Genomic DNA, 24017 nt, shown 5'->3' on the forward strand with positions numbered 1-24017 from the left:
GTGCAAAAAACCGCTATGAGTTCTGCTCTGTCCATTCGGCAGCTAACCAAGACCTACGGCAACGGCTTCCAGGCCCTCAAGGGCATTGATCTGGACGTCGCCGAAGGTGACTTCTTCGCGTTGCTCGGCCCCAACGGCGCCGGCAAATCCACAACCATCGGCATTCTCTCGACCCTGGTGAACAAGACCAGCGGCAGCGTCAGTGTCTTCGGTCACGACCTGGACCGCCAGCCCGCCGCACTCAAGCGCAGCATCGGCGTGGTGCCTCAGGAGTTCAACTTCAACCAGTTCGAAAAGACCTTCGACATCGTCGTCACCCAGGCCGGCTACTACGGTATTCCGCCGAAGGTGGCCAACGAGCGCGCCGAGCAATATCTGACGCAACTGGGGCTGTGGGACAAGCGCGATGTGCCGTCGCGCTCGCTGTCGGGTGGCATGAAGCGCCGGTTGATGATCGCCCGCGCGCTGATCCATCAGCCTCGTCTGCTGATCCTCGACGAGCCGACGGCGGGTGTGGATATCGAGCTGCGCCGTTCGATGTGGGGCTTCCTCACCGAACTGAACCAGCAGGGCATCACTATCATCCTGACCACGCACTACCTGGAGGAGGCTGAACAGTTGTGCCGCAACATCGGCATCATCGATCACGGCACCATTGTCGAAAACACCAGCATGCGCCAACTGCTGGGCAAGCTGCATGTCGAAACCTTCGTGCTCGACCTGAAGCATGACCTGGCGCAGACGCCACAACTGGCCGGTTATCCCAGCCGCCTGATCAATCCGCACACCCTGGAAGTCCAGGTCGACAAGGAAGTGGGCATCACCGCGCTGTTCGGCCAACTGGCCTTGCAGAACATCGAAGTGATCAGCCTGCGCAACAAGACCAATCGTCTCGAGGAGTTGTTCGTGTCCCTGGTTGAAAAGAATCTCTCCAAGGTGGCGATATGAGCTCGGAACTGCGCGCCAATCTGGTCGCCCTCAACACCATCGTTTACCGCGAAGTACGTCGGTTCACCCGGATCTGGCCGCAGACCCTGCTGCCGCCGGCGATCACCATGGTTCTGTACTTCGTCATCTTCGGTAACCTTATCGGCCGGCAGATCGGTGACATGGGTGGCTTCACCTACATGGAGTACATCGTGCCGGGGCTGATCATGATGTCGGTGATCACCAACTCCTACGGCAACGTGGTGTCGAGCTTCTTCGGCAGCAAGTTCCAGCGCTCCATCGAAGAGCTGATGGTTTCGCCGGTCTCTCCGCACACCATTCTGATCGGCTACACCCTTGGCGGCGTGCTGCGCGGGCTGGCGGTGGGGGTGATCGTGACCTTGCTGTCGCTGTTCTTCACCCATCTGCAGGTGCATCACCTGGGGGTGACGGTGCTGGTGGTGTTGTTGACCGCGACGATCTTCTCGCTGCTGGGCTTCATCAACGCGGTCTTTGCGCGCAACTTCGACGATATCTCGATTATTCCGACATTCGTCCTGACGCCCCTGACCTACCTCGGCGGGGTGTTCTATTCGATCAACCTGCTGCCGCCGTTCTGGCAGACCGTGTCGATGGCCAACCCGGTGCTGCACATGGTCAACTCGTTCCGCTACGGCATTCTCGGCGTGTCCGATATCCGTATCGGCGTTGCCATCACCTTCATGCTGGTCGCCACCGCGGTGCTGTATTTCGGGTGTGTTCGCCTACTGATCAGCGGACGTGGAATGCGCAGCTGATTTCGCCTTGCGCCGGCGCCACTGCCGGCCTACCCACCAGCGCCAGTAGAGCATGGTCAGGCAGTAGGCCAGGGCGCCGAGCAGCACGCCGCACACGACCGAACCGAGAAGGAAGGGTTGCCACAATGTGGATAACTGGTCGGTGATCCATTCGAAGGTGATTTCTTCCGGCAGCGTGCGGGCCGGAATCTGCATCAACCAGGCGCCCATCTGATAGGTGCAATAGAACACCGGCGGCATGGTGATCGGATTGGTCAGCCAGACCAGGCTGACGGCGATCGGCATGTTGCCGCGCACCAGGATCGAAAGGCTGGCAGCCAGCAACATCTGCATCGGAATCGGAATGAAGGCGGCGAAAATACCAACTGCCATGGCCCGGGCCACCGAATGACGATTGAGGTGCCAGAGGTTGGCGTCATGCAGCAGCCGACCGAGGAATCGTAAGGACTTGTGTTCCCGGATGCTCGTCGGATCGGGCATGTAGCGTTTGAAAAGTCGACGCGGCATGTGGGGTCTCGGCGGTCGGAAGTGGGCAAGTATGCACGTATTACAAGTAGTGACTATTCAGACTTTGTGACAATTAATAAGTGAGCGTTGGTCCGTGTTGATCTAAGCCTGCGGAGGGGTTTTGTTCAATCGGAGTGCAAATGACGCGCACAGGGATGTTGTCGCTCGCGCTCGGGCTGTTGTGCCTGAGATTCATGCCGGAGCTGCCGTCCGTCGGTTGGCTGGCCATCTTCGCGTTGCTGGGGCTGGTTTGCCTCTGGCGGCGCACCTTCCCGTTGGCGTTTTTCCTGCTTGGCCTGTGTTGGGCTTGTCTGTGCGCCCAGAGCGCGCTGAATGATCGTCTGTCGCGAGATCTGGATGGCCGCACGCTATGGCTCGAAGGGCAGGTGGTCGGGCTGCCGGAGCAGGGCGAGCGTGGTGTCCGTTTCGAGTTGGCCGAGGCGCAATCCCGCCGCGCCGAGCTACCACATCTGCTGCGTTTGAGCTGGCCGGAGGGGCCGCCGGTCAGGAGTGGTGAGCGCTGGCGCCTGGCGGTGAGTCTCAAAAGCCCACACGGTTTGCTCAATCCTCATGCGACCGATCCGCAGGCGGTGTTGCTGGCCAGACGCATCGGCGCGCTGGGGACGGTCAAGGCCGGCGAGCGGCTGGGGCTTGCCAGTGCGGCGTGGCGTGATGGCATTCGCCAGCGCCTGCTGGCGGTTGATGCCGATGGCCGCGAACGCGCACTGATTGCGTTGGTGCTCGGTGACGGCGCGGGGCTTGAGCGGGAGGACTGGAAGACCTTGCAGGCCACCGGCACGGTCCATCTGTTGGTGATTTCCGGGCAGCATATCGGCTTGCTCGCGGGGCTGGTCTACGCGCTGGTCAGTGGTTTGGCGCGACTGGGCTGGTGGCCGCGGCGCCTGCCGTGGTTGCCGTGGGCCTGCGGGCTGGCCTTCGCCGCTGCGCTCGGCTATGGCTTGCTGGCCGGTTTCCAGGTGCCCGTGCAGCGGGCCTGCATCATGCTCGCGGTGGTGCTGGCGTGGCGCTTGCGCTACCGGCACCTTGGCATCGCCTGGCCGTTGCTGATTGCCCTCAATGGCGTGCTGTTGTTCGAACCCCTCGCCAGTTTGTTGCCCGGTTTCTGGTTGTCGTTCGCGGCGGTGGCGGTGCTGTTGCTGATTTTCAGCGGCCGCCTCGGTGCCTGGTCGGCGTGGCTGGCCTGGGGGCGGGCGCAGTGGTTTATCGCGATTGGATTGCTGCCGGTGTTGCTTGCGCTTGGGCTGCCGGTCAGCCTCAGCGCGCCGCTGGCCAATCTGTTCGCGGTGCCGTGGCTCAGTATCCTGGTGTTGCCGCTGGCACTGCTGGGTACGCTGTTTCTGCCGCTGCCAATCATTGGCGAAAGCCTGCTCTGGTTGGCCGGTGCACTGCTCAACATCCTTTTCGATCTGCTCGCTTGGCTGGCCGCCTGGCAACCGGCCTGGATCGCCCCGCAATTGCCGCTGTGGAGCTGGCTCCTGATGGCTGTCGGGGCGTTTTTGTTGCTGCTGCCCAGCGGGCTGCCGATGCGTGTGCTTGGTTGGCCGTTGCTCTTGCTGGCCGGTTTCACTCCACGTGAGGGGATTCCCGAGGGGCAGGTGGAGGTCTGGCAACTGGATGTCGGACAGGGGCAAGCTTACGTCTTGCGCACCCGTCAGCACGCAATGCTCTTTGATGCAGGCCCGACGCGGGCCGAGGTGGACCTTGGCGAGTTGGTGGTGCTGCCGACCCTGCACAAGCTGGGAGTGAAGGACCTGGACCTGATCGTGCTCAGTCACGCCCATGCTGACCACGCCGGTGGCGCGCTCGCGGTGCAGCGTGGCTTGCCGGTGCGCAGGGTGCTCGGTGGCGAACCGGACGAGATGGCCGAAGCGCTGCAGGCCGAACCGTGCAGCAGCGCAGAGCAATGGGAGTGGGATGGCGTGCGGTTTTCACTTTGGCAGTGGACGCAGGCCACTGACAGCAACCAGCATTCCTGCACCCTTCGCGTCGAGGCCAGCGGTGAAAGTTTGCTGTTGGCCGGCGATATCGACCGTCATGCCGAGCAGGCGTGGCTGGAGGGATTTCAGGCCGGCCCGGTGGACTGGCTGCAGTCGCCACATCACGGCAGCAAGAGTTCTTCCAGCTCGCGCTTCCTCAGAACCCTGGCGCCTCGCGGCGTGCTGATCTCTCGCGGACGTCACAACGGTTTCGGTCATCCCGCGCCGCTGGTCATGGCTCGGTACGCGGCCTTGGGCATCGCTACCTACGACAGCGCGCTGCTGGGTGCGGTACGCCTGCGCCTGGGCAGTTTCGGCGCGCCCCATGGCCTGCGCGAGCAGCGCCGTTTCTGGCGCGAACCGACGTGACAGTCTTCGGCAGCCACGGCCCCCTATGGTAGAGTGCAGAACTTTTTCCGAGGGGGTCCTTAAAGTGTGGGAATTGGTCAAGTCCGGTGGTTGGATGATGCTGCCGATCATTCTGAGTTCCATCGCTGCCATGGCTATCGTTGCCGAACGCCTGTGGACCCTGCGCGCCAGTCGTGTCACGCCGCCACACCTGCTGGGGCAGGTCTGGCGCTGGATCAAGGACAAGCAGCTCAACACTGAAAAGCTCAAGGCGCTGCGTGCCGATTCGCCGTTGGGCGAGATCCTCGCCGCAGGCCTGGCCAACTCCCGTCATGGTCGCGAGATCATGAAAGAGTGCATTGAGGAGGCTGCTGCCCGGGTCATCCATGAACTGGAGCGCTACATCAACGCCCTCGGCACCATCGCCGCGATGGCGCCGTTGCTGGGTCTGCTCGGCACCGTGCTGGGCATGATCGATATCTTCAGTTCGTTCATGGGCTCAGGCATGACCACCAATGCCGCAGTTCTCGCTGGCGGTATCTCCAAGGCACTGATCACCACGGCTGCGGGCCTGATGGTCGGTATTCCTGCGGTGTTCTTCCACCGTTTCCTGCAGCGCCGGATCGATGAACTGGTGGTCGGGATGGAGCAGGAAGCGATCAAGCTGGTCGAGGTGGTGCAGGGCGACCGTGACGTTGATCTGGCTGCCGGGAGCAAGGCGTGAAATTTCGGCGCAAGCAACGCGAGAACGTTGATATCAACCTGGCTTCGTTGATCGATGTGGTCTTCATCCTGTTGCTGTTCTTCGTCGTGACTACCACCTTCACCCGCGAAACCCAGTTGCGCGTGGAGCTGCCAGAGGCCGCGAGCGGTGCGCCGGTGCCGGACTCCGAGCAGAAGCTGGTGGAAATCACCATCAGCGCCGAAGGCGTTTATTCGGTGAACAACCACCTGCTGCCCAAGAGCGACCTGGCAACCCTGACCGAAGCGCTGCAAAAAGAAGCGGGTGGTGACACCAAGTTGCCGCTGGCGATCAGCGCCGATGGCAAGACACCGCACCAGGCCGTGGTGACTGCAATGGACGCGGCCGGCAAGCTCGGCTTCAGCCACCTGCGCATGACCACGGTCGAGGCTGCGCCGGGGACGCCCTGATGGCTTTCGCCGATCGCCTGCTGGAGGCCTGGTATAAAGGCCATCCACTGCTTGCGCTGTTGTCCCCGCTGGAAGCGCTATACCGCAAGGTGGTGCGCGGCAAGCGCGAGCGTTTTCTGGCGGGGCAGGGTGATATCTACCGCGCGCCCGTGCCGGTGCTGGTGGTGGGCAACATCACCGTAGGCGGCACCGGCAAGACCCCGCTGATTCTCTTTCTGATCGAGCATTGTCGCCAGCGCGGCCTGCGCGTTGGCGTCGTCAGCCGTGGCTACGGCGCCACGCCGCCACAGTTGCCCTGGCGGGTACGCGCCGACCAGCCGGCCAGTCAGGCCGGTGACGAGCCGCTGTTGATCGTCCAGCGCAGCGGTGTGCCGCTGATGATCGACCCGGACCGTTCGCAAGCGGTGCGTGCGCTGCTTGAGGCCGAGCCGCTGGACCTGATTCTCTGCGACGACGGCCTGCAGCACTATCGCCTGGCTCGCGACCTGGAACTGGTGCTGATCGATGCTGCCCGCGGTCTCGGTAATCGCCGTTGTCTGCCTGCGGGACCATTGCGTGAACCGGTCGAGCGTCTGCAAGAGGTCGATGCGCTGCTCTACAACGGGGCTGCGGCAGATCGCGAAGACGGTTTCGCGTTCACTCTCCAGCCCACCGCGCTGGTCAACCTGAGCAGCGGCGAGCGCCGCCCGCTGGATCACTTCCCCGCTGGCCAGGCGTTGCATGCCGTGGCTGGCATCGGTAACCCGCAACGTTTCTTCAATACCTTGCAGGGACTAAACTGGCAGCCTGTGCCGCATCCCTTCGCCGATCACGCCGCCTTCAGCCCGGAAGCCCTGAGCTTCAGTCCGACGCTGCCGGTGGTGATGACCGAGAAGGATGCTGTGAAATGCCGCAGTTTCGCCGCGCCGGACTGGTGGTACCTTGCCGTCGACGCACAGCCGTCGCCGGCTTTCGTGCGTTGGCTCGATGAGCAACTGACGCGCCTGCTGCCGGCCCGGCAGCCCTGATTCTTTTCTGTTTCCGGCCACACGCCTGAGGACTTTCAATGGACACCAAACTGCTCGATATCCTCGCTTGCCCGATCACCAAAGGCCCCCTCAAGCTCAGCGCCGACAAGACCGAGCTGATCAGCAAGGGCGCCGGCCTGGCCTATCCGGTTCGGGACGGCATTCCGGTGATGCTGGAAAGCGAAGCCCGTACCCTTACTGATGACGAGCGCCTGGACAAATGAGCGTTGCCTTCACTGTCGTGATCCCGGCCCGCCTGCGCTCGACACGCCTGCCAGGCAAGCCGTTGCTGCCCATCGCCGGCAAGCCGATGGTCCAGCATGTCTGGGAGCAGGCGCGTAAAAGCAGTGCCGCCCGGGTGGTCATCGCCACCGACGATCCCGGCATTGTCGAGGCCTGCAAGGCCTTCGGTGCCGAGGTGCTGCTGACCCGTGAAGACCATGAATCCGGCACCGACCGCCTGGCCGAAGTGGCCGCCGCCCTGGGCCTGCCGGCCGATGCCATCCTGGTCAACGTTCAGGGTGACGAGCCGCTGATCCCGCCCTCGATCATCGACCAGGTGGCGGCCAACCTGGCCGAGCATCCGGAGGCAGGCATCGCCACCCTCGGCGAGCCTATCGAAGACGTCGAGTCGCTGTTCAACCCCAACGTGGTCAAGGTGGTCGCCGACTGCAACGGCCTGGCCCTGACTTTCAGTCGGGCGCCGTTGCCCTGGGCTCGCGATGCCTTCGCCAAGAGCCGTGACCGCTTGCCTGAAGGCGTGCCTTATCGTCGCCACATCGGCATGTACGCCTACCGCGCGGGTTTCTTGCAGGACTTCGTGGGTTGGGGCCCGTGCTGGCTGGAGAAGGCCGAGGCACTGGAACAACTGCGAGCGCTTTGGCATGGCGTGCGGATTCATGTGGCCGATGCCCTGGAAGCGCCGCCTGTTGGCGTTGATACCCCGGAAGACCTGGAGCGCGTGCGGCGCTTGCTGGAGGCTTGATGCGCGTTCTGTTCGTTTGCCTCGGCAATATCTGCCGCTCGCCGACCGCCGAAGGTGTACTGCGTCATCAATTGACGGAAGCCGGGCTTGCCGATGTGATCGAAGTTGCCTCGGCCGGGACCGGTGACTGGCATGTCGGCAAGCAGCCCGACAGCCGCACCCGCCGTGCCGCGCAACTGCGCGGTTACGATCTGTCCAGCCAGCGTGCGCAGCAGGTCCGCGTCGAGCACTTCAACGAGTACGACCTGATCCTGGCCATGGACAAGAGCAATCTTGCCAACCTGAAGAGCCTGCGCCCAGGACACGCCACCGCTGAACTGGACCTGTTCCTGCGTCGCTACGACGGCGCTATCGATGAAGTTCCGGATCCTTACTACGGCGGCGAACAGGGCTTCGAGCAGGTGCTCGACCTGATCGAGGCGGCGTGCCGCAGGCTGGTTATCGAATTGAAGGGGCGTCTATGAGCGCGGCCGTGCAATCTCAGGTCTCCCTCAAACCGTTCAACAGCTTCGGTATCGAGGTGAAGGCGCGTTACTTCGCCCAAGCCCGCAGCGATGACGACGTTCGTGGTTTGCTGGCCTATGCCGGCGAGCATGAATTGCCCGTGATGGTGATTGGCGGTGGCAGTAACCTGCTGCTGACTCAGGACATTCCGGCGCTGGTGGTGCGGATGGACAGTTCCGGTATCCGGCTGCTGTCCGACGATGCCGGGCGGGTGGTGGTTGAGGCGGAAGCGGGCGAGCCCTGGCATCCGTTCGTGCAGTGGACGCTGGCGCATGGTCTGGTCGGGCTGGAGAATTTGAGCCTGATTCCGGGGACCGTGGGTGCGGCGCCGATGCAGAACATTGGCGCCTATGGCGTCGAAATCAAGGATGTCTTCGCCGGCCTGACCGCGCTGGACCGCCAGACCGGCGAGTTGCGCGACTTTAGCCTGGAAGAGTGCGACTTCGCTTATCGCGACAGCTACTTCAAGCGTAACCCGGGGCGTTGGGTGATTTTGCGGGTGCGCTTCGCGCTGGGCCGCAACGCGCCGCTGCATCTGGATTACGGGCCTGTACGTCAGCGTCTCAGCGAGCACGGCATCGAACAGCCGAGCGCGCAGCAGGTCAGCGACGCCATCTGCAGCATTCGCCGGGAGAAACTGCCGGATCCGGCGCAGTTGGGCAACGCCGGGAGCTTTTTCAAGAACCCGGTGATCAGTGCTGAACTGGCGGCGCGTATTCGTCTGGATCAACCGAGTCTTGTGGGTTATCCACAGGCTGACGGCCAGGTGAAGCTGGCTGCGGGCTGGTTGATCGAAACGGCGGGCTGGAAGGGGTATCGCGATGGCGATGCTGGTGTGCACCAGTTGCAGGCGCTGGTGCTGGTCAATCATGGTCAAGCCAGCGGCTCGCAGTTGCATGAGCTGGCCCGGAAGATCCAGGCTGATATCTTCAAGCGCTTTGGTGTCGAGCTGGAGATGGAGCCGAATCTGTACTGAGGTTTTTGGGCGCGGAGGGCTTGATGCTCCGCGCTTTTTTCAAGGCTGAATAAAAAAGCCCCGCCAGCTTTCACTGGCGGGGCTTTTTATTGCCTTGGCGTTAGAACAGTGGCTTCTGTTCTTCCGTGGTTTCCAGGGTCTTCGGAGCTGGCGCTTCAACCGCGTCGGCAGGCGTTTCTTCCTGCTGGGTCGGAGCCTCGACAACCGGTTCGGCCTCGGCAACAACTACCTCGGCAGCGACCGCGGCGCTGGCCGCAGCAGCAGCGGCTGCTTCGGCTTCACGCTTGCGGCGACGCACTTCACGAGGGTCGTTAGGTGCACGGCCATTCGCCAGGGTTGCTACCGGTGCTTCGGTTTCGGCTGGCTGTTCTGCCGGCACTTCCTCGGCAACAACGGCTGGGGCCGCCGGAGCTGGGGTTTCTACCGGAGCGGGTTCAGCAGCAACCGGCTCGACCACCACTACTGGCTCCTGAACTTCAGGTTGCACAGCGGCGACTGGCTCGGCCTCGACAGGTGCAGGCACCTCGACAGGGGCTTCGACTGGCTGTGGTGCAGCTTCGACGACCTCAACAACCGGAGCGGCAGTCGGCTCGACAACTTCGACTACGGCGACGGGTTGCTCGACGACCGGCGCGATGCTGGTTTCGACCGCTTCGGCAGCAGGCTGGACCGCTTCGGCAACTTCTGCGATTTCAGTTTGCAGGGAGGTTGCTTCGACTGGCTTGACCGCTTCTTCAACTACAGCAGTAGCGCGCTCGGCTTGCTCGTTGGCTTGCGCCTCGGCGTTGGCGCTGATGTTGCTGGTCGCTACCGCGGCCGTTACGGCCAGGCCGGCAGCCAGTTCGGCGCCGGTAGGCTCCAGGTCTTCGTCGGTGCCATCTTCGCTGCCTTCCACGACGTTGCCATTGGCATCGCGCTGGCGCTCACGACGATTGCTGCGACGACGCTGACCGCGGGAGCGGCGACGTGGACGTTCGCCTTCGGCGCCTTCTTGGTTATCGTCCTGCAGCAGTTCTTCGTTTGGCAGTTGCTCTTCAGCAGCCTCTTCTACCTGCTCGGCAGGGCGTGGCTGACGCTCTTCACGCGGTGGACGCGGCTGGCGCTCCTCGCGTGGTGCACGTTCTTCGCGGGGGGCGCGTTCTTCACGAGGTGCACGCTCTTCACGTGGAGCGCGTTCCTCACGAGGTGCACGCTCTTCGCGCGGTGCGCGCTCTTCACGTGGTGCACGTTCTTCACGCGGCTGGCGCTCTTCGCGTGGCGCACGCTCAGGACGTTCTTCACGAACGGCAGGGGTGGCATCCAGTGGCTCGCGCAGTTCGCGGACCGGACGGTCTTCGCGAGGACGACGCTCTTCACGCGGTGGACGCGGCTGGCGTTCTTCGCGTGGGGCACGAGGTGCGCGCTCTTCGCGGTTCTGCACTTCCTCGCGAGGCTGACGCTCTTCACGTGGGGCGCGTTCCGCACGCTCTTCGCGTGGCTTGCGATCTTCGTCGCGACGACCGTTGCGGTTGCGGCTCTGCTGGCGACCGTTGCGACGCTCTTCGTTGCGCTGCGGGCGCTCGGCGGCAGGCTTCTCGGCAGCAGCAGGTGCGCTGACAGGCTCATCCTTGCCGGCGAACAGGCTGACCAGCGATTTCACCAGGCCCTTGAACAGGCTTGGTTCCGGTGCGACATGCACAGGGGCCGGAGCAGGTTGCTCGTCAGCGGCCGGTACCGGGGCGTTGGCGCGGGCCGGGGCAGTCTTGACCGCAGCTTCCTGGCGAACCAGGGTGCGGGTCGCGGCGGCTGGCTGAACTTCTTCAACCTCGGCAGCGGCGATTTCGTAGCTGGACTGGCCAGTCAGGGCTTCCGGGTTGTCATCGCGCAGACGCTGGACTTCGAAGTGCGGCGTCTCGAGGTGATCGTTCGGTAGGATGATGATGCGGGCGCGAGTACGCAGTTCGATCTTGGTGATCGAGTTGCGTTTTTCGTTGAGCAGGAAGGCGGCGACCGGAATCGGGACCTGGGCGCGGACTTCGGCGGTGCGGTCCTTCAGGGCTTCTTCTTCGATCAGGCGCAGGATGGCCAGCGACAGGGACTCGACGTCACGGATGATGCCGGTGCCACTGCAACGTGGGCAAACGATGCCGCTGCTCTCGCCGAGGGAAGGGCGCAGGCGCTGACGGGACATTTCCAGCAGGCCGAAGCGCGAGATGCGACCGACCTGAACGCGAGCGCGGTCGGCTTCGAGGCATTCGCGGACTTTTTCTTCGACGGCACGCTGGTTCTTGGCCGGCGTCATGTCGATGAAGTCGATGACGATCAGGCCGCCGATGTCACGCAGACGCAGTTGGCGGGCGATTTCCTCGGCCGCCTCCAGGTTGGTCTGCAGCGCGGTTTCCTCGATGTCGCTGCCCTTGGTGGCGCGCGCCGAGTTGATGTCGATGGAAACCAGGGCTTCGGTCGGGTCGATCACGATCGAGCCACCGGACGGCAGGTCGACTACACGCTGGAAGGCGGTTTCGATCTGGCTTTCGATCTGGAAGCGGTTGAACAGCGGAACGCTGTCTTCGTATAGCTTGATCTTGCTGGCGTACTGCGGCATGACCTGGCGGATGAAGGTCAGGGCTTCTTCCTGGGCATCGATGCTGTCGATCAGCACTTCGCCGATGTCCTGGCGCAGGTAGTCGCGGATGGCGCGGATGATGACGTTGCTTTCCTGGTAGATCAGGAATGGCGCGGAGCGGTCTTGCGAAGCTTCCTTGATCGCGGTCCAGAGTTGCAGCAGGTAATCCAGGTCCCATTGCATCTCTTCGCTGCTGCGGCCAAGGCCGGCGGTGCGAACGATCAGGCCCATGTCGGCAGGGGCTACCAGGCCGTTGAGGGCCTCGCGCAGTTCATTGCGCTCTTCGCCTTCGATGCGGCGGGAGATACCGCCGGCACGCGGGTTGTTCGGCATCAGGACCAGATAGCGGCCAGCGAGGCTGATGAAGGTGGTCAGGGCGGCGCCCTTGTTGCCACGCTCTTCTTTCTCGACCTGGACGATGACTTCCTGGCCTTCGCTCAGCACTTCCTTGATGTTCACCCGGCCTTCGGGCGACTTCTTGAAGTACTCGCGGGAAATTTCTTTCAGGGGCAGGAAACCATGACGCTCGGAGCCGAAGTCGACGAAAGCGGCTTCGAGGCTGGGTTCGATACGGGTAATCCGGCCTTTGTAGATGTTGGCCTTCTTCTGCTCGCGGGCACCGGACTCGATGTCCAGGTCGTAGAGGCGTTGGCCGTCTACCAGAGCAACGCGCAACTCTTCGGGTTGAGTCGCGTTAATCAGCATTCTTTTCATGTAATACCGTCGGTTTCCGGGCTGCCGGAAACGGCGTTCGGCACACACGACTTCTTCACGGTCGGTGTCAGGTGCGTCAGGGGTGGCGAACCATCCCGTGTCCAGCGGTATTCGGTCGACTGATATCCAGTGCTCACGAAACCGCGACGACGCTTCCTGCTTGCTGTGGTGTCATGCACTCAGTCAGGAGGAGGAATCAGCCTTCGGCCATGGACGCCCGGGGGCATCTCGATCAAGACCAGGTCCTGTCGCGGAGCCAGAGGCCCGCGGGTTGGACGCGGTACTACACGGTCCGACGGTTGTGCATCTCCACCCTACACGTATCCCTGAAAGTCGGGTGCTGCCGCGCGCTGAATCCGCAACGGGTTGCATTTATCGCCGGCTCAATTCGGGAGCCCGCGCATTTTCATGGCTAAGGCTGGTATTTCCGAAGTATTCGCCATGACTGCGTGGAAGCGTTGGCACTGAAGGAGTGGCATCGAAAAAAAACGGGGTGGGAGGGTCAAATACCGCTCTTATTGTTTTTTATCGGTCTTCTCTCATCGGTGCTGGTGGCGATTCCAGGCATTTCTGTAAACTGGCGAAAGCCCCGTCGGACGGCCTCGCGTCCTCAAGAATTGCGTAGGTCAGGGCAGGCTTGAAGCCATTGGTCCGCTGGCCAGCCGCTTTTGGCGGCGTTCGCGACTATAGCAGCAATCATTAAGTGCTTCAAATCCATAAAAAATTGTTATGATCCCGCAAATGACGACCAATACCCCCCCGGCTTCCAGTGTTCAACTGATTGAAGTCGCGCCGGAACTTGCCGGCCAGCGCATCGATAATTTCCTCATCAACGTCCTCAAGGGCGTTCCCAAGACCTTGATTTACCGCATTGTGCGTAAAGGCGAAGTGCGGGTTAACAAAGGTCGGATCAAGCCTGAATACAAGCTGCAGGCCGGCGATGTTGTCCGTGTCCCGCCCGTTCGTCTGCCTGAGCGCGACGCACCGGTTCCGGTAGCCCAGGGCCTGTTGCAGCGACTGGAAGCCGCCATTGTCTACGAAGACAAGGCGCTGATCGTGCTCAACAAGCCGGCCGGCATCGCCGTGCATGGTGGTAGCGGCCTGAACTTTGGCGTGATCGAAGCATTCCGGCAGTTGCGTCCTGACACCAAGGAGCTGGAGCTGGTCCATCGCCTGGACCGTGACACCTCCGGGCTGTTGATGATCGCCAAGAAGCGCAGCATGTTGCGCCATCTGCATACTGCGTTGCGCGGCGACGGCATCGACAAACGGTATATGGCTCTGGTTCGCGGACACTGGGCGACCGCCAAGAAGCAGGTCAATGCTCCGTTGCTCAAGAGCAACCTGCGCTCCGGGGAGCGGATGGTCGAGATCAATGAAGAGGGCAAGGAGGCGCTGACGATCTTCCGCGTCCTGCGCCGTTTCGGTGATTTCGCAACCATGGTCGAGGCTCGCCCCATCACGGGTCGGACCCACCAGATCCGCGTGCATGCCTTGCACGCCGGGCACTGCATCGCTGGCGACAGCAAATACGGCGACGAAGACTTCACGCGGGAAATCCGCGAGCTGGGTGGCAAGCGTCTGTTCCTGCATGCTTATGCCCTGACCGTGCCGCTGCCGGATGGTGGTGAGCTGAAGCTTGAGGCGCCGGTGGATGAAATGTGGTCCCAGACCGTGGAGCGACTGAGTGCAGCGTGATTACGATCTGCTGATTTTCGATTGGGACGGCACGCTGGCCGACTCGATCGGTCGCATTGTCGAGGCGATGCACGCTGCCGCGCAGCGTGCGGGCTATCCATTGTGCGAGGGCGACGCGGTCAAGGGCATCATTGGTCTGGCGCTGCCTGAGGCGATCAGCACGCTGTACCCCGAGTTGGTGGAGGCCGAAGTCATGGCATTCCGTCAGCACTACGCCGATATCTACATGGCTCTGGATGACCAGCCTTCGCCGCTGTTTCCCGGTGTTATCGACGCGCTGGACGCTTTTCGCGCCGAGGGCTACCGTCTGGCAGTGGCTACCGGCAAGGCCCGGCGGGGGCTGGATCGAGTGCTGCGGGCCAATGGCTGGGAGGATTTCTTCGATATCACCCGCGCTGCCGATGAGAGTCGGGGCAAGCCTGATCCGTTGATGCTGCAGGAAATTCTCGATCATTGCCAAGTCCCCGCGTCCCGTGCCTTGATGGTCGGGGACTCTTCGTTCGACCTGCTCATGGCGCAAAACGCCGGGATGCACTCGGTGGCGGTGGGTTATGGGGCAATGTCGCTGGAAGCGCTGAGCGTTTATGAACCGCAGTTGTCTATCGAACACTTCTCACAGTTGCAGGCCTGGCTTGGTCGGGTTGCTGCACCGGAACTCCAGGGTAGGTAAGCATGGTCGATGAGTGGAAGGCGCCTCGCGAAGAGCAGAGCGAAGATGGCAAAAGCTGGAAGTTGCTGGAGAAAACTCTGCTGGCCGGTGTGCAGGAGCAGCGCCGAGCGCGGCGTTGGGGGATATTTTTCAAGCTGCTGACCTTTCTCTACCTGTTCGGCCTCCTGTTCCTGCTGACGCCGTTGATGGATATGGAGAAGGGGGCGGTTGGTGGTTCCGGGCATACCGCGCTGGTGGAATTGCGTGGTGTGATTGCCGATCAGGAAGAAGCCAGTGCTGACAACCTCATTGCCAGCCTGCGCGCGGCCTTCAAGGATCCCAAGACCAAAGCTGTCGTCATGCGTATCAACAGTCCTGGTGGTAGCCCGGTACAGTCCGGTTACGTCTACGACGAGATTCGTCGCTTGCGGGGCGAGTATCCCGATATCAAGCTTTATGCGGTCATCACCGACCTGGGCGCCTCCGGTGCTTACTACATCGCCAGCGCGGCTGATCAGATCTATGCCGACAAGGCCAGTCTCGTCGGTTCGATCGGTGTGACGGCTGCCGGTTACGGATTTGTCGGGACCATGGAAAAGCTCGGTGTCGAGCGGCGGACTTACACGGCAGGGGAGCACAAGGCGTTCCTTGACCCGTTCCAACCGCAGAAGCCCGAAGAGACGGCGTTCTGGCAGAGTGTGCTGGAAACCACTCACAAGCAGTTCATCGCCAGCGTGAAGCAGGGCCGTGGCGAGCGCCTGAAAGACAAGGAGCACCCTGAGCTGTTCAGCGGGTTGATCTGGTCTGGCGAGCAGGCCGTAGGCCTGGGCCTGGTAGATGCCTTGGGTAGTGCGGGCTATGTGGCGCGGGATGTCGTGGGCGAAAAGGATCTGGTGGACTTTACCGTCAAGGAGTCGCCGTTTGATCGCTTTTCCAAGCGTCTGGGTGCCAGCGTTGCTGAGCACCTGGCCATGTGGATGGGCTTCCAGGGTCCGACGCTGCGCTGATTGTTGGTGCGATGAAAAGCCGGTCCTGAGGGGCCGGCTTTTTATTGGGTCAAGGGATGCTGACGCCTTCTTTTATAAGCATGTCCACCAGGCGGATCAGTGGCAGGCCGATCAGGCTGGTGGCGTCGCTGCCGTGGGTGCTCTGGAACAGGCTCACGCCCAGGCCTTCGCACTTGAAGCTTCCTGCGCAATCGTAGGGCGTCTCGATGTGCAGGTAGCGCTCGATGCGCGCCAGGTCAAGCTCACGCATGTGCACGGTGAAGGGCACGCAGTCGACCTGGCATTCCCCGCTATCGCTGTTGAGTAGAGCGACGCCAGTCAGGAAGGTGACATGGTTTCCGCTGGCAGCAAGCAGTTGTTCGCAGGCTTTGTCGAAGGTGTGCGGCTTGCCGAGGATCTGTTCGCCGAGGACCGCCACTTGATCGGAGCCGATGATCAGGTGTGTGGGATAGCGCTGGGCCAGGGCGTGTGCCTTTTCCCGGGCGAGGCGCTTGACCAGCTCAACGGCAGGCTCTTCGTCCAGGCGGCGCTCGTCGATGTCTGGCGAGGCCCAGTCGAAGGGCAGTTGCAGGCGCGCCAGCAATTCGCGCCTGTAAGGGGAGCTGGAAGCCAGTATCAAGGGCAGCATGAGTTACTCCAGTGCAGATTGGCCGATTCAGGGCTCTGTACGAAATGCATCCGAACTCGCCCCATGCCCCATGCTGCGTTGAAAACGGGCCTGGCCTTCGCTCGAATGCATTTCGTACAGATCCTAACATGTTGAACTGGGCTGAATTTCCTTTGACAGGGGCGGGGGGCATCCCTAGAATGCTGCGCCTATGTTGAATGACCCGATTCCACCTCACGTTGACCCGCGCAAATTGGCCGATCGTGGCGTTTCCATCCAAGGAAACGTAACGCTTGCCAGTTTGGAGAGACTCTGCGACCCGCTTTCCGACAATGTCGGTACGGTGCAGGCCAAATTCGATTTTGAACGAGACGAGCAGAACTCGGTGGTTGTACACACCGACTTGAACGTCGAGGTCAAGATGGTTTGCCAGCGTTGTCTTGAGCTGGTCACCCTGCCGATCCACAGCGAATGTACTTACGTTGTGGTGAAGGAGGGTGCGAATACCCAGTCGTTGCCGAAAGGTTATGACGTGCTGGAACTGGGCGAGGATCCTTTGGATCTGCAGGCATTGATCGAGGAAGAGCTTCTGCTCGCCTTGCCCATTGTGCCTGCTCATCATCCGGAAGAATGCCAGCAGCCGGCGGGCGCCGATGAGCCCGAATCGAGCGAGGACGAGGTAACGCGGTCCAACCCGTTCAGTGTATTGGCGCAGTTAAAGCGTGACCCAAACGTTTAGGAGTTAATCAATTATGGCTGTTCAGCAGAACAAAAAATCCCGCTCTGCCCGTGACATGCGCCGTTCGCACGACGCCCTCGAGGCCAGCGCACTGTCCGTAGAAAAAACCACCGGTGAAGTTCACCTGCGCCACCACGTTTCGCCAGAAGGCGTATACCGTGGTCGTAAAGTGATCGACAAGGGCGCTGACGAGTAATCCTTGTCCGCTCAGATCATTGCGGTTGATGCAATGGGCGGGGACTTCGGTCCCCGCAGCATTGTTCAGGCGAGTCTTGCTTGCCTTTCTGCTACACCCTCGCTTCACCTGACCCTCGTCGGTCAACCCTCCCTTCTTGAAGACCTGATCGTTGGCCAACCGGCTGCGGATCGCGCGCGTCTGCAAATCGTTGCGGCAAGCGAAGTGATCGGCATGGACGAGCGTCCCTCGCAGGCATTGCGTGGCAAGCCCGACTCATCAATGCGCGTGGCCCTCGAATTATTGCGCGATGGCAAGGTGCAGGCCTGTGTCAGTGCCGGGAATACCGGTGCGCTGATGGCGCTTTCACGGTACGTGCTTAAAACGTTGCCAGGTATTGATCGCCCGGCGATGGTGGCGGCGATCCCGACCCAGACTGGTTATTGCCAGTTGCTCGATCTGGGGGCCAATGTCGACTGCAGTGCCGAGCATCTTTATCAGTTCGCGGTAATGGGTTCGGTGGCGGCTCAGGCGTTGGGTATCAGCCGACCGCGCGTGGCGTTGCTCAATATCGGTACGGAAGACATCAAGGGCAACCAGCAGGTCAAGCTTGCGGCAAGCCTTTTGCAGCAGGCGCGCGGCCTCAACTACATCGGTTTTGTCGAGGGTGACGGCCTGTATCGTGGTGAGGCGGATGTGGTGGTGTGTGACGGTTTTGTGGGCAATATTCTGCTCAAGTCCAGCGAAGGGTTGGCGACCATGATCGCCGCGCGTATCGAGGCCTTGTTTCGCGGCGGGATCGCCACGCGGTTGGTGGGGGCGATGGCCATGCCACTGCTCAAGCGCCTGCAGGCCGACCTCGCTCCGGCGCGGCATAATGGCGCAAGTTTTCTCGGGCTGCAGGGTATCGTCATCAAGAGCCACGGTTCGGCCGGTGTCCAGGGCTTTCAAAGTGCGATCCAGCGCGCGCTGATCGAAATCCAGGAGAACCTGCCGCAACGCTTGCACGGGCGTCTCGAGGATCTGTTGCTTTAGGCATTCGCAAGGAAGTGGTTAAATGTGACCGCTTGGTTCTCGTTACCATCCAACGTTCAGTTTCTTGTGTCCAGCTACGGCTGGACACTTAATTTTCGACGACAAGATCACTAGGGGCTTGTTCAATGTCTGCATCCCTCGCATTCGTCTTTCCTGGTCAAGGTTCGCAGTCGCTCGGCATGCTTGCCGAGCTGGGCGCCCAGCACCCGCTGGTCATCGACACCTTCCGTGAGGCCTCCGAGGCTCTGGGCTACGATCTCTGGGCTTTGATCCAGAACGGCCCGGAAGAGCAACTCAATCAAACCGACAAAACCCAGCCCGCCATCCTGACCGCCTCTATCGCCCTGTGGCGTCTGTGGCTGGCTGAAGGTGGTGCGCGTCCTGCTTTTGTCGCGGGCCACAGCCTGGGTGAATACAGTGCCCTGGTCGCCGCCGGCAGCCTGACTTTGGCTGACGCGGTCAGGCTGGTCGAGCGGCGCGGTCAACTGATGCAGGAGGCCGTTCCGGCCGGGCAAGGCGCCATGGCGGCGATTCTTGGTCTGGACGATGCTGATGTTGTCGCCATTTGTGCCGAAGCGGCCCAGGGCGAAGTGGTCAGCGCAGTCAATTTCAACTCGCCAGGCCAGGTTGTCATCGCCGGTGCAAGGGCTGCGGTCGAGCGTGCCATCGAGGGCTGCAAGGCTCGCGGTGCCAAGCGTGCGCTGCCGCTTCCGGTCAGCGTTCCATCGCACTGTGAACTGATGCGTCCGGCTGCCGAGCGCTTTGCCGAATCGGTCAACGCCATCGAGTGGAAAGCTCCCGAGATTCCGGTTGTCCAGAACGTCAGTGCTGGCGTGGCGACCGACCTGGATACCCTCAAGCGTGATCTGCTGGAACAACTCTACAAACCGGTCCGCTGGGTCGAGTGCGTACAGGCGCTGGCCGGCAAGGGCGCGGTGCAATTGGTCGAGTGTGGCCCGGGCAAGGTTCTGGCCGGCCTGAACAAGCGGTGCGCCGATGGCGTAACCACTTACAACCTCAATACCCCGGATGCCGTCGCCGCCGCCCGTGCGGCGCTGGCCTGAATTAGGAGAGCTTGCATGAGTCTGCAAGGTAAAGTTGCATTGGTCACCGGCGCCAGCCGTGGTATTGGTCAAGCCATCGCACTGGAGCTGGGGCGCCAGGGCGCAACCGTCATCGGTACCGCCACTTCCGCTTCGGGTGCAGAGCGCATTGCTGCCACCCTGAAGGAGCACGGCATCACGGGTACCGGGCTGGAACTTAATGTCACCAGCGATGAATCTGTCAGCTCGGTTCTGGCTGCCATTCAGGCGCAGTTCGGTGCACCGACCATCCTGGTGAACAACGCCGGTATCACCCGCGACAACCTGATGATGCGGATGAAGGACGACGAGTGGTTCGATGTCATCGACACCAACCTCAACAGCCTCTACCGTTTGTCCAAGGGCGTTCTGCGTGGCATGACCAAGGCACGTTGGGGTCGTATCATCAGCATCGGCTCGGTGGTAGGTGCCATGGGTAATGCTGGCCAGGTGAACTATGCTGCGGCCAAGGCCGGCCTGGAAGGCTTCAGCCGTGCGCTGGCTCGCGAAGTCGGTTCCCGCGCCGTCACCGTCAACTCGGTGGCTCCCGGCTTTATCGATACCGACATGACCCGTGAGTTGCCGGAAGCTCAGCGCGAAGCGCTGCAGACGCAAATTCCGCTGGGTCGTCTGGGGCAGGCTGATGAAATCGCGAAAGTGGTTTCGTTCCTGGCATCCGACGGCGCGGCATACGTGACTGGCGCAACCATTCCAGTCAACGGCGGGATGTACATGTAGTCAAATGTGACGGATTGCTTTAAAAAAATGTCATACGAGCTGACTAAAATCCGTTATAAAGCTGCAATCAAATTCTAGGCAGCCGGCAGGTGTCATGTTCGAAGGGCGCTTTACGCTTGAAAAGCAGGCGTCTTTCTATAAACTTACACACCGGCCAGCTGCCTGACATATGTCCATTAGGAGTGAAAACAAGGTATGAGCACCATCGAAGAACGCGTCAAGAAAATCGTCGCCGAGCAACTGGGCGTTAAAGAAGAAGAAGTGAAAAACGAATCTTCTTTCGTAGAAGATCTGGGTGCCGATTCCCTTGATACCGTTGAGCTGGTGATGGCTCTGGAAGAGGAATTCGAGACCGAGATTCCTGACGAAGAAGCTGAAAAGATCACTACTGTTCAAGCTGCTATCGACTACGTCAACAGCCACCAGGCTTAAGACTTTGTAGTCGTTGCTTCTTGTCAGGGAAAAACCGCACTGCCTTTGCTGGCGTGCGGTTTTTTCTTTGCGAGAAATGTAGACATCCAGAATAAGGAGAGTGCTGTGTCGCGTAGACGCGTCGTGGTCACCGGTATGGGTATGCTGTCGCCATTGGGTACCGATGTACCGAGCAGTTGGCAGGGCATTCTGGCTGGCCGCAGTGGCATTGGTCTGATCGAGCATACAGACCTTTCTGCCTACTCCACCCGTTTTGGCGGCTCGGTAAAGGGCTTCGAGGTTGAGCAGTATCTGTCGCTCAAGGAAGCTCGCAAGCTCGATTTGTTCATTCAGTACGGTCTGGCTGCCGGTTTTCAGGCGGTTCGTAACGCCGGCCTGGAAGTTACCGATGCAAACCGTGAGCGTATCGGCGTGGCCATGGGTTCAGGCATCGGTGGCCTGACCAATATCGAAGAAACCAGCCGTACCTTGCATGATCAGGGCCCGCGGCGTATTTCGCCGTTCTTCGTGCCTGGTTCGATCATCAACATGATTTCCGGTTTCCTGTCCATCCACCTGGGTGTGCAGGGGCCTAACTACGCCATTGCCACGGCTTGTACCACGGGTACTCATTGCATTGGCATGGCGGCGCGCAACATCGCTTTCGGCGAAGCTGATGTCATGATTGCCGGCGGTGCCGAGATGGCTGCCTGCGGGCTCGGCATGGGCGGCTTTGGTGCTTCGCGCGCACTGTCGACCCGCAATGACGAGCCGACTCGCGCCAGTCGTCCTTGGGACAAAGGCCGCGACGGTTTCGTACTGTCCGACGGTGCCGGCGCCCTGGTGTTGGAAGAGCTGGAGCACGCCAAGGCTCGAGGCGCAACCATCTACGCCGAGCTGGTCGGTTTCGGCATGAGCGGTGATGCCTACCATATGACTTCGCCGCCCGAAGACGGCGCTGGCGCTGCTCGCTGCATGGCCAACGCCCTGCGTGATGCACGTGTCGACCCGGCCCAGGTCAATTACATCAACGCCCACGGCACGTCGACGCCGGCGGGTGACCTGGCGGAAGTTGCTGCGGTCAAGTCGGTGTTCGGCGAGCACGCTTACAAGCTGGCAGTCAGCTCGACCAAGTCGATGACCGGTCACTTGCTGGGTGCTGCGGGTGCTGTCGAGGCGATCTTCAGTGTCCTGGCGATCAATGGGCAGGTGGCGCCACCGACCATCAACCTGGACGAGCCCGATGTGGGTTGTGACCTGGATTTCGTTCCGCATGAGGCGCGCAACATGCCCATCGATGTGGTGCTGTCCAACTCGTTCGGCTTTGGCGGTACCAACGGTTCGCTGGTGTTCCGCCGGTTCGCGGACTGATGCAAGCCTGGGTCGATGGTCACAGTGCCGATTCCCTGGCGCTGCACAACCGCGGCCTGGCTTACGGCGATGGTCTGTTCGAGACCATCGCTGTCATCGCAGGGCGACCGTCCCTGCTCGAATATCACCTCGACCGCCTGGCGCTGGGTTGCCAGCGCCTGGCGATCGAGGCTGATCACGCGCTGATTCGTGATGAGCTGTGTCGATACGCCGCCTTGCTTGGCAATGGCGTGCTCAAGCTCATTCTCACCCGGGGTGATAACCAGCGAGGCTACGCCGCCGCCGCAGGTGCGATTCCGCGCCGTATCCTCCAGGGCAATCCTGCCCCCGCATATCCCATCGAGCATGCCGAGCAGGGGGTCCGCCTCTTTGCCTGTCGTACCCGATTGGCCGAGCAGCCTTTGTTGGCGGGTCTCAAGCATCTCAATCGCCTGGAGCAGGTCCTGGCTCGTGCTGAATGGCAGGGCACCGAGTACGCAGAAGGATTGATGCTTGATGTGTCGGGTCGGGTGATCGAAGGGGTCTACAGCAACCTGTTCCTGGTGCGCAACAATGCCCTGCTGACCGCTGACCTGAGTCGCTGCGGTGTCGCCGGGGTGATGCGTGCGGCCTTGCTGGAGGCTGCGGCCGGGGAGGGCGTCGCGGTGAGCGTCACCGACCTGTCGATGGCAGACCTTGAGCAGGCCGATGAAGTGTTCGTCTGCAACAGTGTCTACGGCATCTGGCCGGTGCGTTCATTTGCATCGCTGAACTGGTCGCCGGGGCCTCTCACCCGTAAACTGCAGGCCATTGCCCGTACGCTACTGGATGCCTGATTCGTGAGACGTAAATTGTTGCTGTTGCTGGAGATCGGTCTGATCCTGGCCGGCCTGGTGCTTGGGTATTCCGCCTGGAAAGTCAGTTCAGCGGTGAAGCAGCCGCTGCACCTGTCCGGCGAGCAGTTGCTGGATGTCCCCACGGGCACCAACCCCAATCGCATGTTCTATCGCATGGAAAACAGCGGCCTGATCGATGACGCGTTCTGGTTGCGCCTCTACTGGCGCTTCAACATGGCGGGCGTGCCGCTGCACACCGGTGAATACCGGATGACACCCGGCATGACTGTCAGCGACCTCTTCGAAGATTGGCGGCGTGGCGACGTCGTGCAATACAACCTGACCCTGGTCGAGGGCTGGACCTTCCGTCAGGTGCGCTCCGCGCTGGCAAAGCATGACAAGATCAAGCACACCCTCGACGGCCTGAGTGACAGCGAAGTGATGGATCGCCTGGGGCATCCCGCTGTTTTCCCTGAAGGCCGGTTCTTCCCGGATACCTACAAGTTCGTTCGCGGCATGACGGACGAAGAGCTGCTGCAGCAGGCTTACGCCCGTCTGGAAGAAGTCCTGGCGAAGGAGTGGGCCGAGCGTCCCGCTGATCTGCCTTATCGCGATCCTTATCAGGCGCTGATCATGGCATCGCTGGTTGAGAAGGAAACCGGCGTTGCGCAGGAGCGCGGGCAGATTGCCGGTGTGTTTGTCCGGCGGATGCGCATCGGCATGCTGCTGCAGACCGATCCGACAGTCATCTACGGCATGGGTGAGCGCTATAACGGCAAGATCACCCGTGCCGACCTGCGTGAGTCCACGCCCTACAACACCTATGTGATTCCCGGGCTGCCGCCGACGCCGATCGCCATGGTCGGCCGCGAGGCGATTCATGCGGCACTCAACCCCGCGTCGGGAAGTAGCCTGTACTTTGTTGCCCGTGGCGATGGCAGTCATGTGTTCTCCGATGATCTGGATGCGCACAATTCGGCGGTCCGCGAGTATCAGCTCAAGCGTCGCGCGGACTATCGCTCCAGCCCGGCACCTCAGCCGGCAAATGGCAACGAGCAGTCGGCGCCCACTGAACAACAGGACGCGCCTGCCGAGCCGGCGGATGCCCCGGCGGCACCGGTCGAGGCGCCTGCCACTGGCGAATCTCCTTCGCAATGAACACTAACGAGGA

At 61.6% G+C, this 24017-nt stretch carries 25 protein-coding genes; 22 read left to right on the forward strand and 3 right to left on the reverse strand.

What is annotated here, in order from left to right; genetic code table 11:
* Nucleotides 1-15 precede the first annotated feature (15 nt).
* Complete coding sequence (locus tag NTD82_RS05845) at nt 16-948, forward strand: ABC transporter ATP-binding protein (RefSeq protein WP_262128065.1); 933 nt, start codon at nt 16-18, stop codon at nt 946-948.
* The gene (locus NTD82_RS05850; RefSeq protein ID WP_095155599.1) at nt 945-1724 is read left to right on the forward strand and encodes an ABC transporter permease; all 780 of its coding nucleotides are present in this window, start codon (nt 945-947) and stop codon (nt 1722-1724) included. The genes NTD82_RS05845 and NTD82_RS05850 overlap by 4 nt, the downstream gene beginning before the upstream one ends.
* On the opposite strand, the gene NTD82_RS05855 is transcribed toward NTD82_RS05850, so the two are convergent.
* Complete coding sequence (locus NTD82_RS05855) at nt 1692-2231, reverse strand: DUF2062 domain-containing protein (protein WP_095155600.1); 540 nt, start codon at nt 2229-2231, stop codon at nt 1692-1694. The genes NTD82_RS05850 and NTD82_RS05855 overlap by 33 nt on opposite strands.
* Nucleotides 2232-2386: 155 nt before the next feature.
* On the opposite strand from NTD82_RS05855, the gene NTD82_RS05860 reads away from it, so the two are divergent.
* The 8 genes from NTD82_RS05860 (at nt 2387) to murB (ending at nt 9200) form a co-directional block, all read left to right on the forward strand.
* Complete coding sequence (locus NTD82_RS05860) at nt 2387-4597, forward strand: DNA internalization-related competence protein ComEC/Rec2 (protein ID WP_262128066.1); 2211 nt, start codon at nt 2387-2389, stop codon at nt 4595-4597.
* 64 nt (nt 4598-4661) lie between these two features.
* The gene (locus tag NTD82_RS05865) at nt 4662-5300 is read left to right on the forward strand and encodes a MotA/TolQ/ExbB proton channel family protein (protein WP_175653649.1); all 639 of its coding nucleotides are present in this window, start codon (nt 4662-4664) and stop codon (nt 5298-5300) included.
* Nucleotides 5297-5728: an ExbD/TolR family protein gene (locus NTD82_RS05870; protein WP_095155603.1), complete on the forward strand. Its 432-nt coding sequence runs from the start codon at nt 5297-5299 to the stop codon at nt 5726-5728. The genes NTD82_RS05865 and NTD82_RS05870 overlap by 4 nt, the downstream gene beginning before the upstream one ends.
* Nucleotides 5728-6735, forward strand: a complete 1008-nt coding sequence (gene lpxK / locus NTD82_RS05875; protein ID WP_095155604.1) for a tetraacyldisaccharide 4'-kinase — start codon at nt 5728-5730, stop codon at nt 6733-6735. The genes NTD82_RS05870 and lpxK overlap by 1 nt, the downstream gene beginning before the upstream one ends.
* Nucleotides 6736-6773: 38 nt before the next feature.
* Entirely contained in the window at nt 6774-6959 is a 186-nt protein-coding gene (locus tag NTD82_RS05880; RefSeq protein ID WP_028633616.1) for a Trm112 family protein, read from the forward strand.
* On the forward strand, nt 6956-7720 hold the full coding sequence (gene kdsB / locus NTD82_RS05885) for a 3-deoxy-manno-octulosonate cytidylyltransferase (RefSeq protein WP_095155605.1): 765 nt from the start codon (nt 6956-6958) through the stop codon (nt 7718-7720). Before NTD82_RS05880 ends, kdsB begins: the two co-directional genes overlap by 4 nt.
* A complete protein-coding gene (locus NTD82_RS05890) occupies nt 7720-8184 on the forward strand; it encodes a low molecular weight protein-tyrosine-phosphatase (protein WP_262128067.1) in 465 nt (154 codons plus the stop codon). The genes kdsB and NTD82_RS05890 overlap by 1 nt, the downstream gene beginning before the upstream one ends.
* Entirely contained in the window at nt 8181-9200 is a 1020-nt protein-coding gene (murB, locus tag NTD82_RS05895) for a UDP-N-acetylmuramate dehydrogenase (RefSeq protein ID WP_262128068.1), read from the forward strand. The genes NTD82_RS05890 and murB overlap by 4 nt, the downstream gene beginning before the upstream one ends.
* Before the next feature lie 100 nt (nt 9201-9300).
* Here murB and rne read toward each other — a convergent pair whose 3' ends face one another.
* Nucleotides 9301-12519 (reverse strand): ribonuclease E, encoded by a 3219-nt coding sequence (gene rne / locus NTD82_RS05900; protein WP_262128069.1) that lies wholly within the window; start codon nt 12517-12519, stop codon nt 9301-9303.
* A gap of 741 nt (nt 12520-13260) precedes the next feature.
* Here rne and rluC point away from each other — a divergent pair.
* From rluC to NTD82_RS05915, 3 genes are read left to right on the forward strand one after another with little or no spacing between them, the layout of a single operon-like run.
* On the forward strand, nt 13261-14217 hold the full coding sequence (gene rluC, locus NTD82_RS05905; protein ID WP_262128070.1) for a 23S rRNA pseudouridine(955/2504/2580) synthase RluC: 957 nt from the start codon (nt 13261-13263) through the stop codon (nt 14215-14217).
* Complete coding sequence (locus NTD82_RS05910; protein ID WP_262128071.1) at nt 14207-14887, forward strand: HAD-IA family hydrolase; 681 nt, start codon at nt 14207-14209, stop codon at nt 14885-14887. Before rluC ends, NTD82_RS05910 begins: the two co-directional genes overlap by 11 nt.
* 2 nt (nt 14888-14889) lie before the next feature.
* On the forward strand, nt 14890-15873 hold the full coding sequence (locus tag NTD82_RS05915) for a S49 family peptidase (RefSeq protein ID WP_095155610.1): 984 nt from the start codon (nt 14890-14892) through the stop codon (nt 15871-15873).
* Nucleotides 15874-15922: 49 nt separating this feature from the next.
* Here NTD82_RS05915 and NTD82_RS05920 read toward each other — a convergent pair whose 3' ends face one another.
* A complete protein-coding gene (locus NTD82_RS05920) occupies nt 15923-16501 on the reverse strand; it encodes a Maf family protein (protein ID WP_095155611.1) in 579 nt (192 codons plus the stop codon).
* Between the two features lie 190 nt (nt 16502-16691).
* Between NTD82_RS05920 and NTD82_RS05925 the strand changes: the two genes are divergently transcribed.
* From NTD82_RS05925 to mltG, 9 genes are all read left to right on the forward strand, one after another.
* The gene (locus NTD82_RS05925; RefSeq protein WP_095155612.1) at nt 16692-17219 is read left to right on the forward strand and encodes a YceD family protein; all 528 of its coding nucleotides are present in this window, start codon (nt 16692-16694) and stop codon (nt 17217-17219) included.
* Between the two features lie 13 nt (nt 17220-17232).
* Nucleotides 17233-17415: a 50S ribosomal protein L32 gene (rpmF, locus tag NTD82_RS05930; RefSeq protein ID WP_010447173.1), complete on the forward strand. Its 183-nt coding sequence runs from the start codon at nt 17233-17235 to the stop codon at nt 17413-17415.
* Nucleotides 17416-17418: 3 nt separating this feature from the next.
* Nucleotides 17419-18429 (forward strand): phosphate acyltransferase PlsX, encoded by a 1011-nt coding sequence (gene plsX / locus NTD82_RS05935; RefSeq protein ID WP_095155613.1) that lies wholly within the window; start codon nt 17419-17421, stop codon nt 18427-18429.
* Between the two features lie 125 nt (nt 18430-18554).
* On the forward strand, nt 18555-19493 hold the full coding sequence (gene fabD / locus NTD82_RS05940; protein ID WP_262128072.1) for an ACP S-malonyltransferase: 939 nt from the start codon (nt 18555-18557) through the stop codon (nt 19491-19493).
* A 15-nt stretch (nt 19494-19508) separates the two neighbouring features.
* On the forward strand, nt 19509-20249 hold the full coding sequence (fabG, locus tag NTD82_RS05945) for a 3-oxoacyl-ACP reductase FabG (protein WP_095155615.1): 741 nt from the start codon (nt 19509-19511) through the stop codon (nt 20247-20249).
* Between the two features lie 195 nt (nt 20250-20444).
* Entirely contained in the window at nt 20445-20681 is a 237-nt protein-coding gene (gene acpP, locus NTD82_RS05950; RefSeq protein ID WP_010223225.1) for an acyl carrier protein, read from the forward strand.
* 105 nt (nt 20682-20786) lie between these two features.
* Nucleotides 20787-22031, forward strand: a complete 1245-nt coding sequence (fabF, locus tag NTD82_RS05955) for a beta-ketoacyl-ACP synthase II (protein WP_095155616.1) — start codon at nt 20787-20789, stop codon at nt 22029-22031.
* A complete protein-coding gene (pabC, locus tag NTD82_RS05960; RefSeq protein WP_262128073.1) occupies nt 22031-22846 on the forward strand; it encodes an aminodeoxychorismate lyase in 816 nt (271 codons plus the stop codon). The genes fabF and pabC overlap by 1 nt, the downstream gene beginning before the upstream one ends.
* Nucleotides 22847-22849: 3 nt before the next feature.
* Nucleotides 22850-24004 carry an endolytic transglycosylase MltG gene (gene mltG, locus NTD82_RS05965; RefSeq protein ID WP_095155618.1) on the forward strand — a complete coding sequence of 385 codons (1155 nt, stop codon included), beginning with the start codon at nt 22850-22852 and terminating at the stop codon, nt 24002-24004.
* Nucleotides 24005-24017 lie beyond the last annotated feature (13 nt).

It is taken from the genome of Pseudomonas sp. 5P_5.1_Bac1 (assembly GCF_025466015.1).
GTDB lineage: Bacteria > Pseudomonadota > Gammaproteobacteria > Pseudomonadales > Pseudomonadaceae > Aquipseudomonas.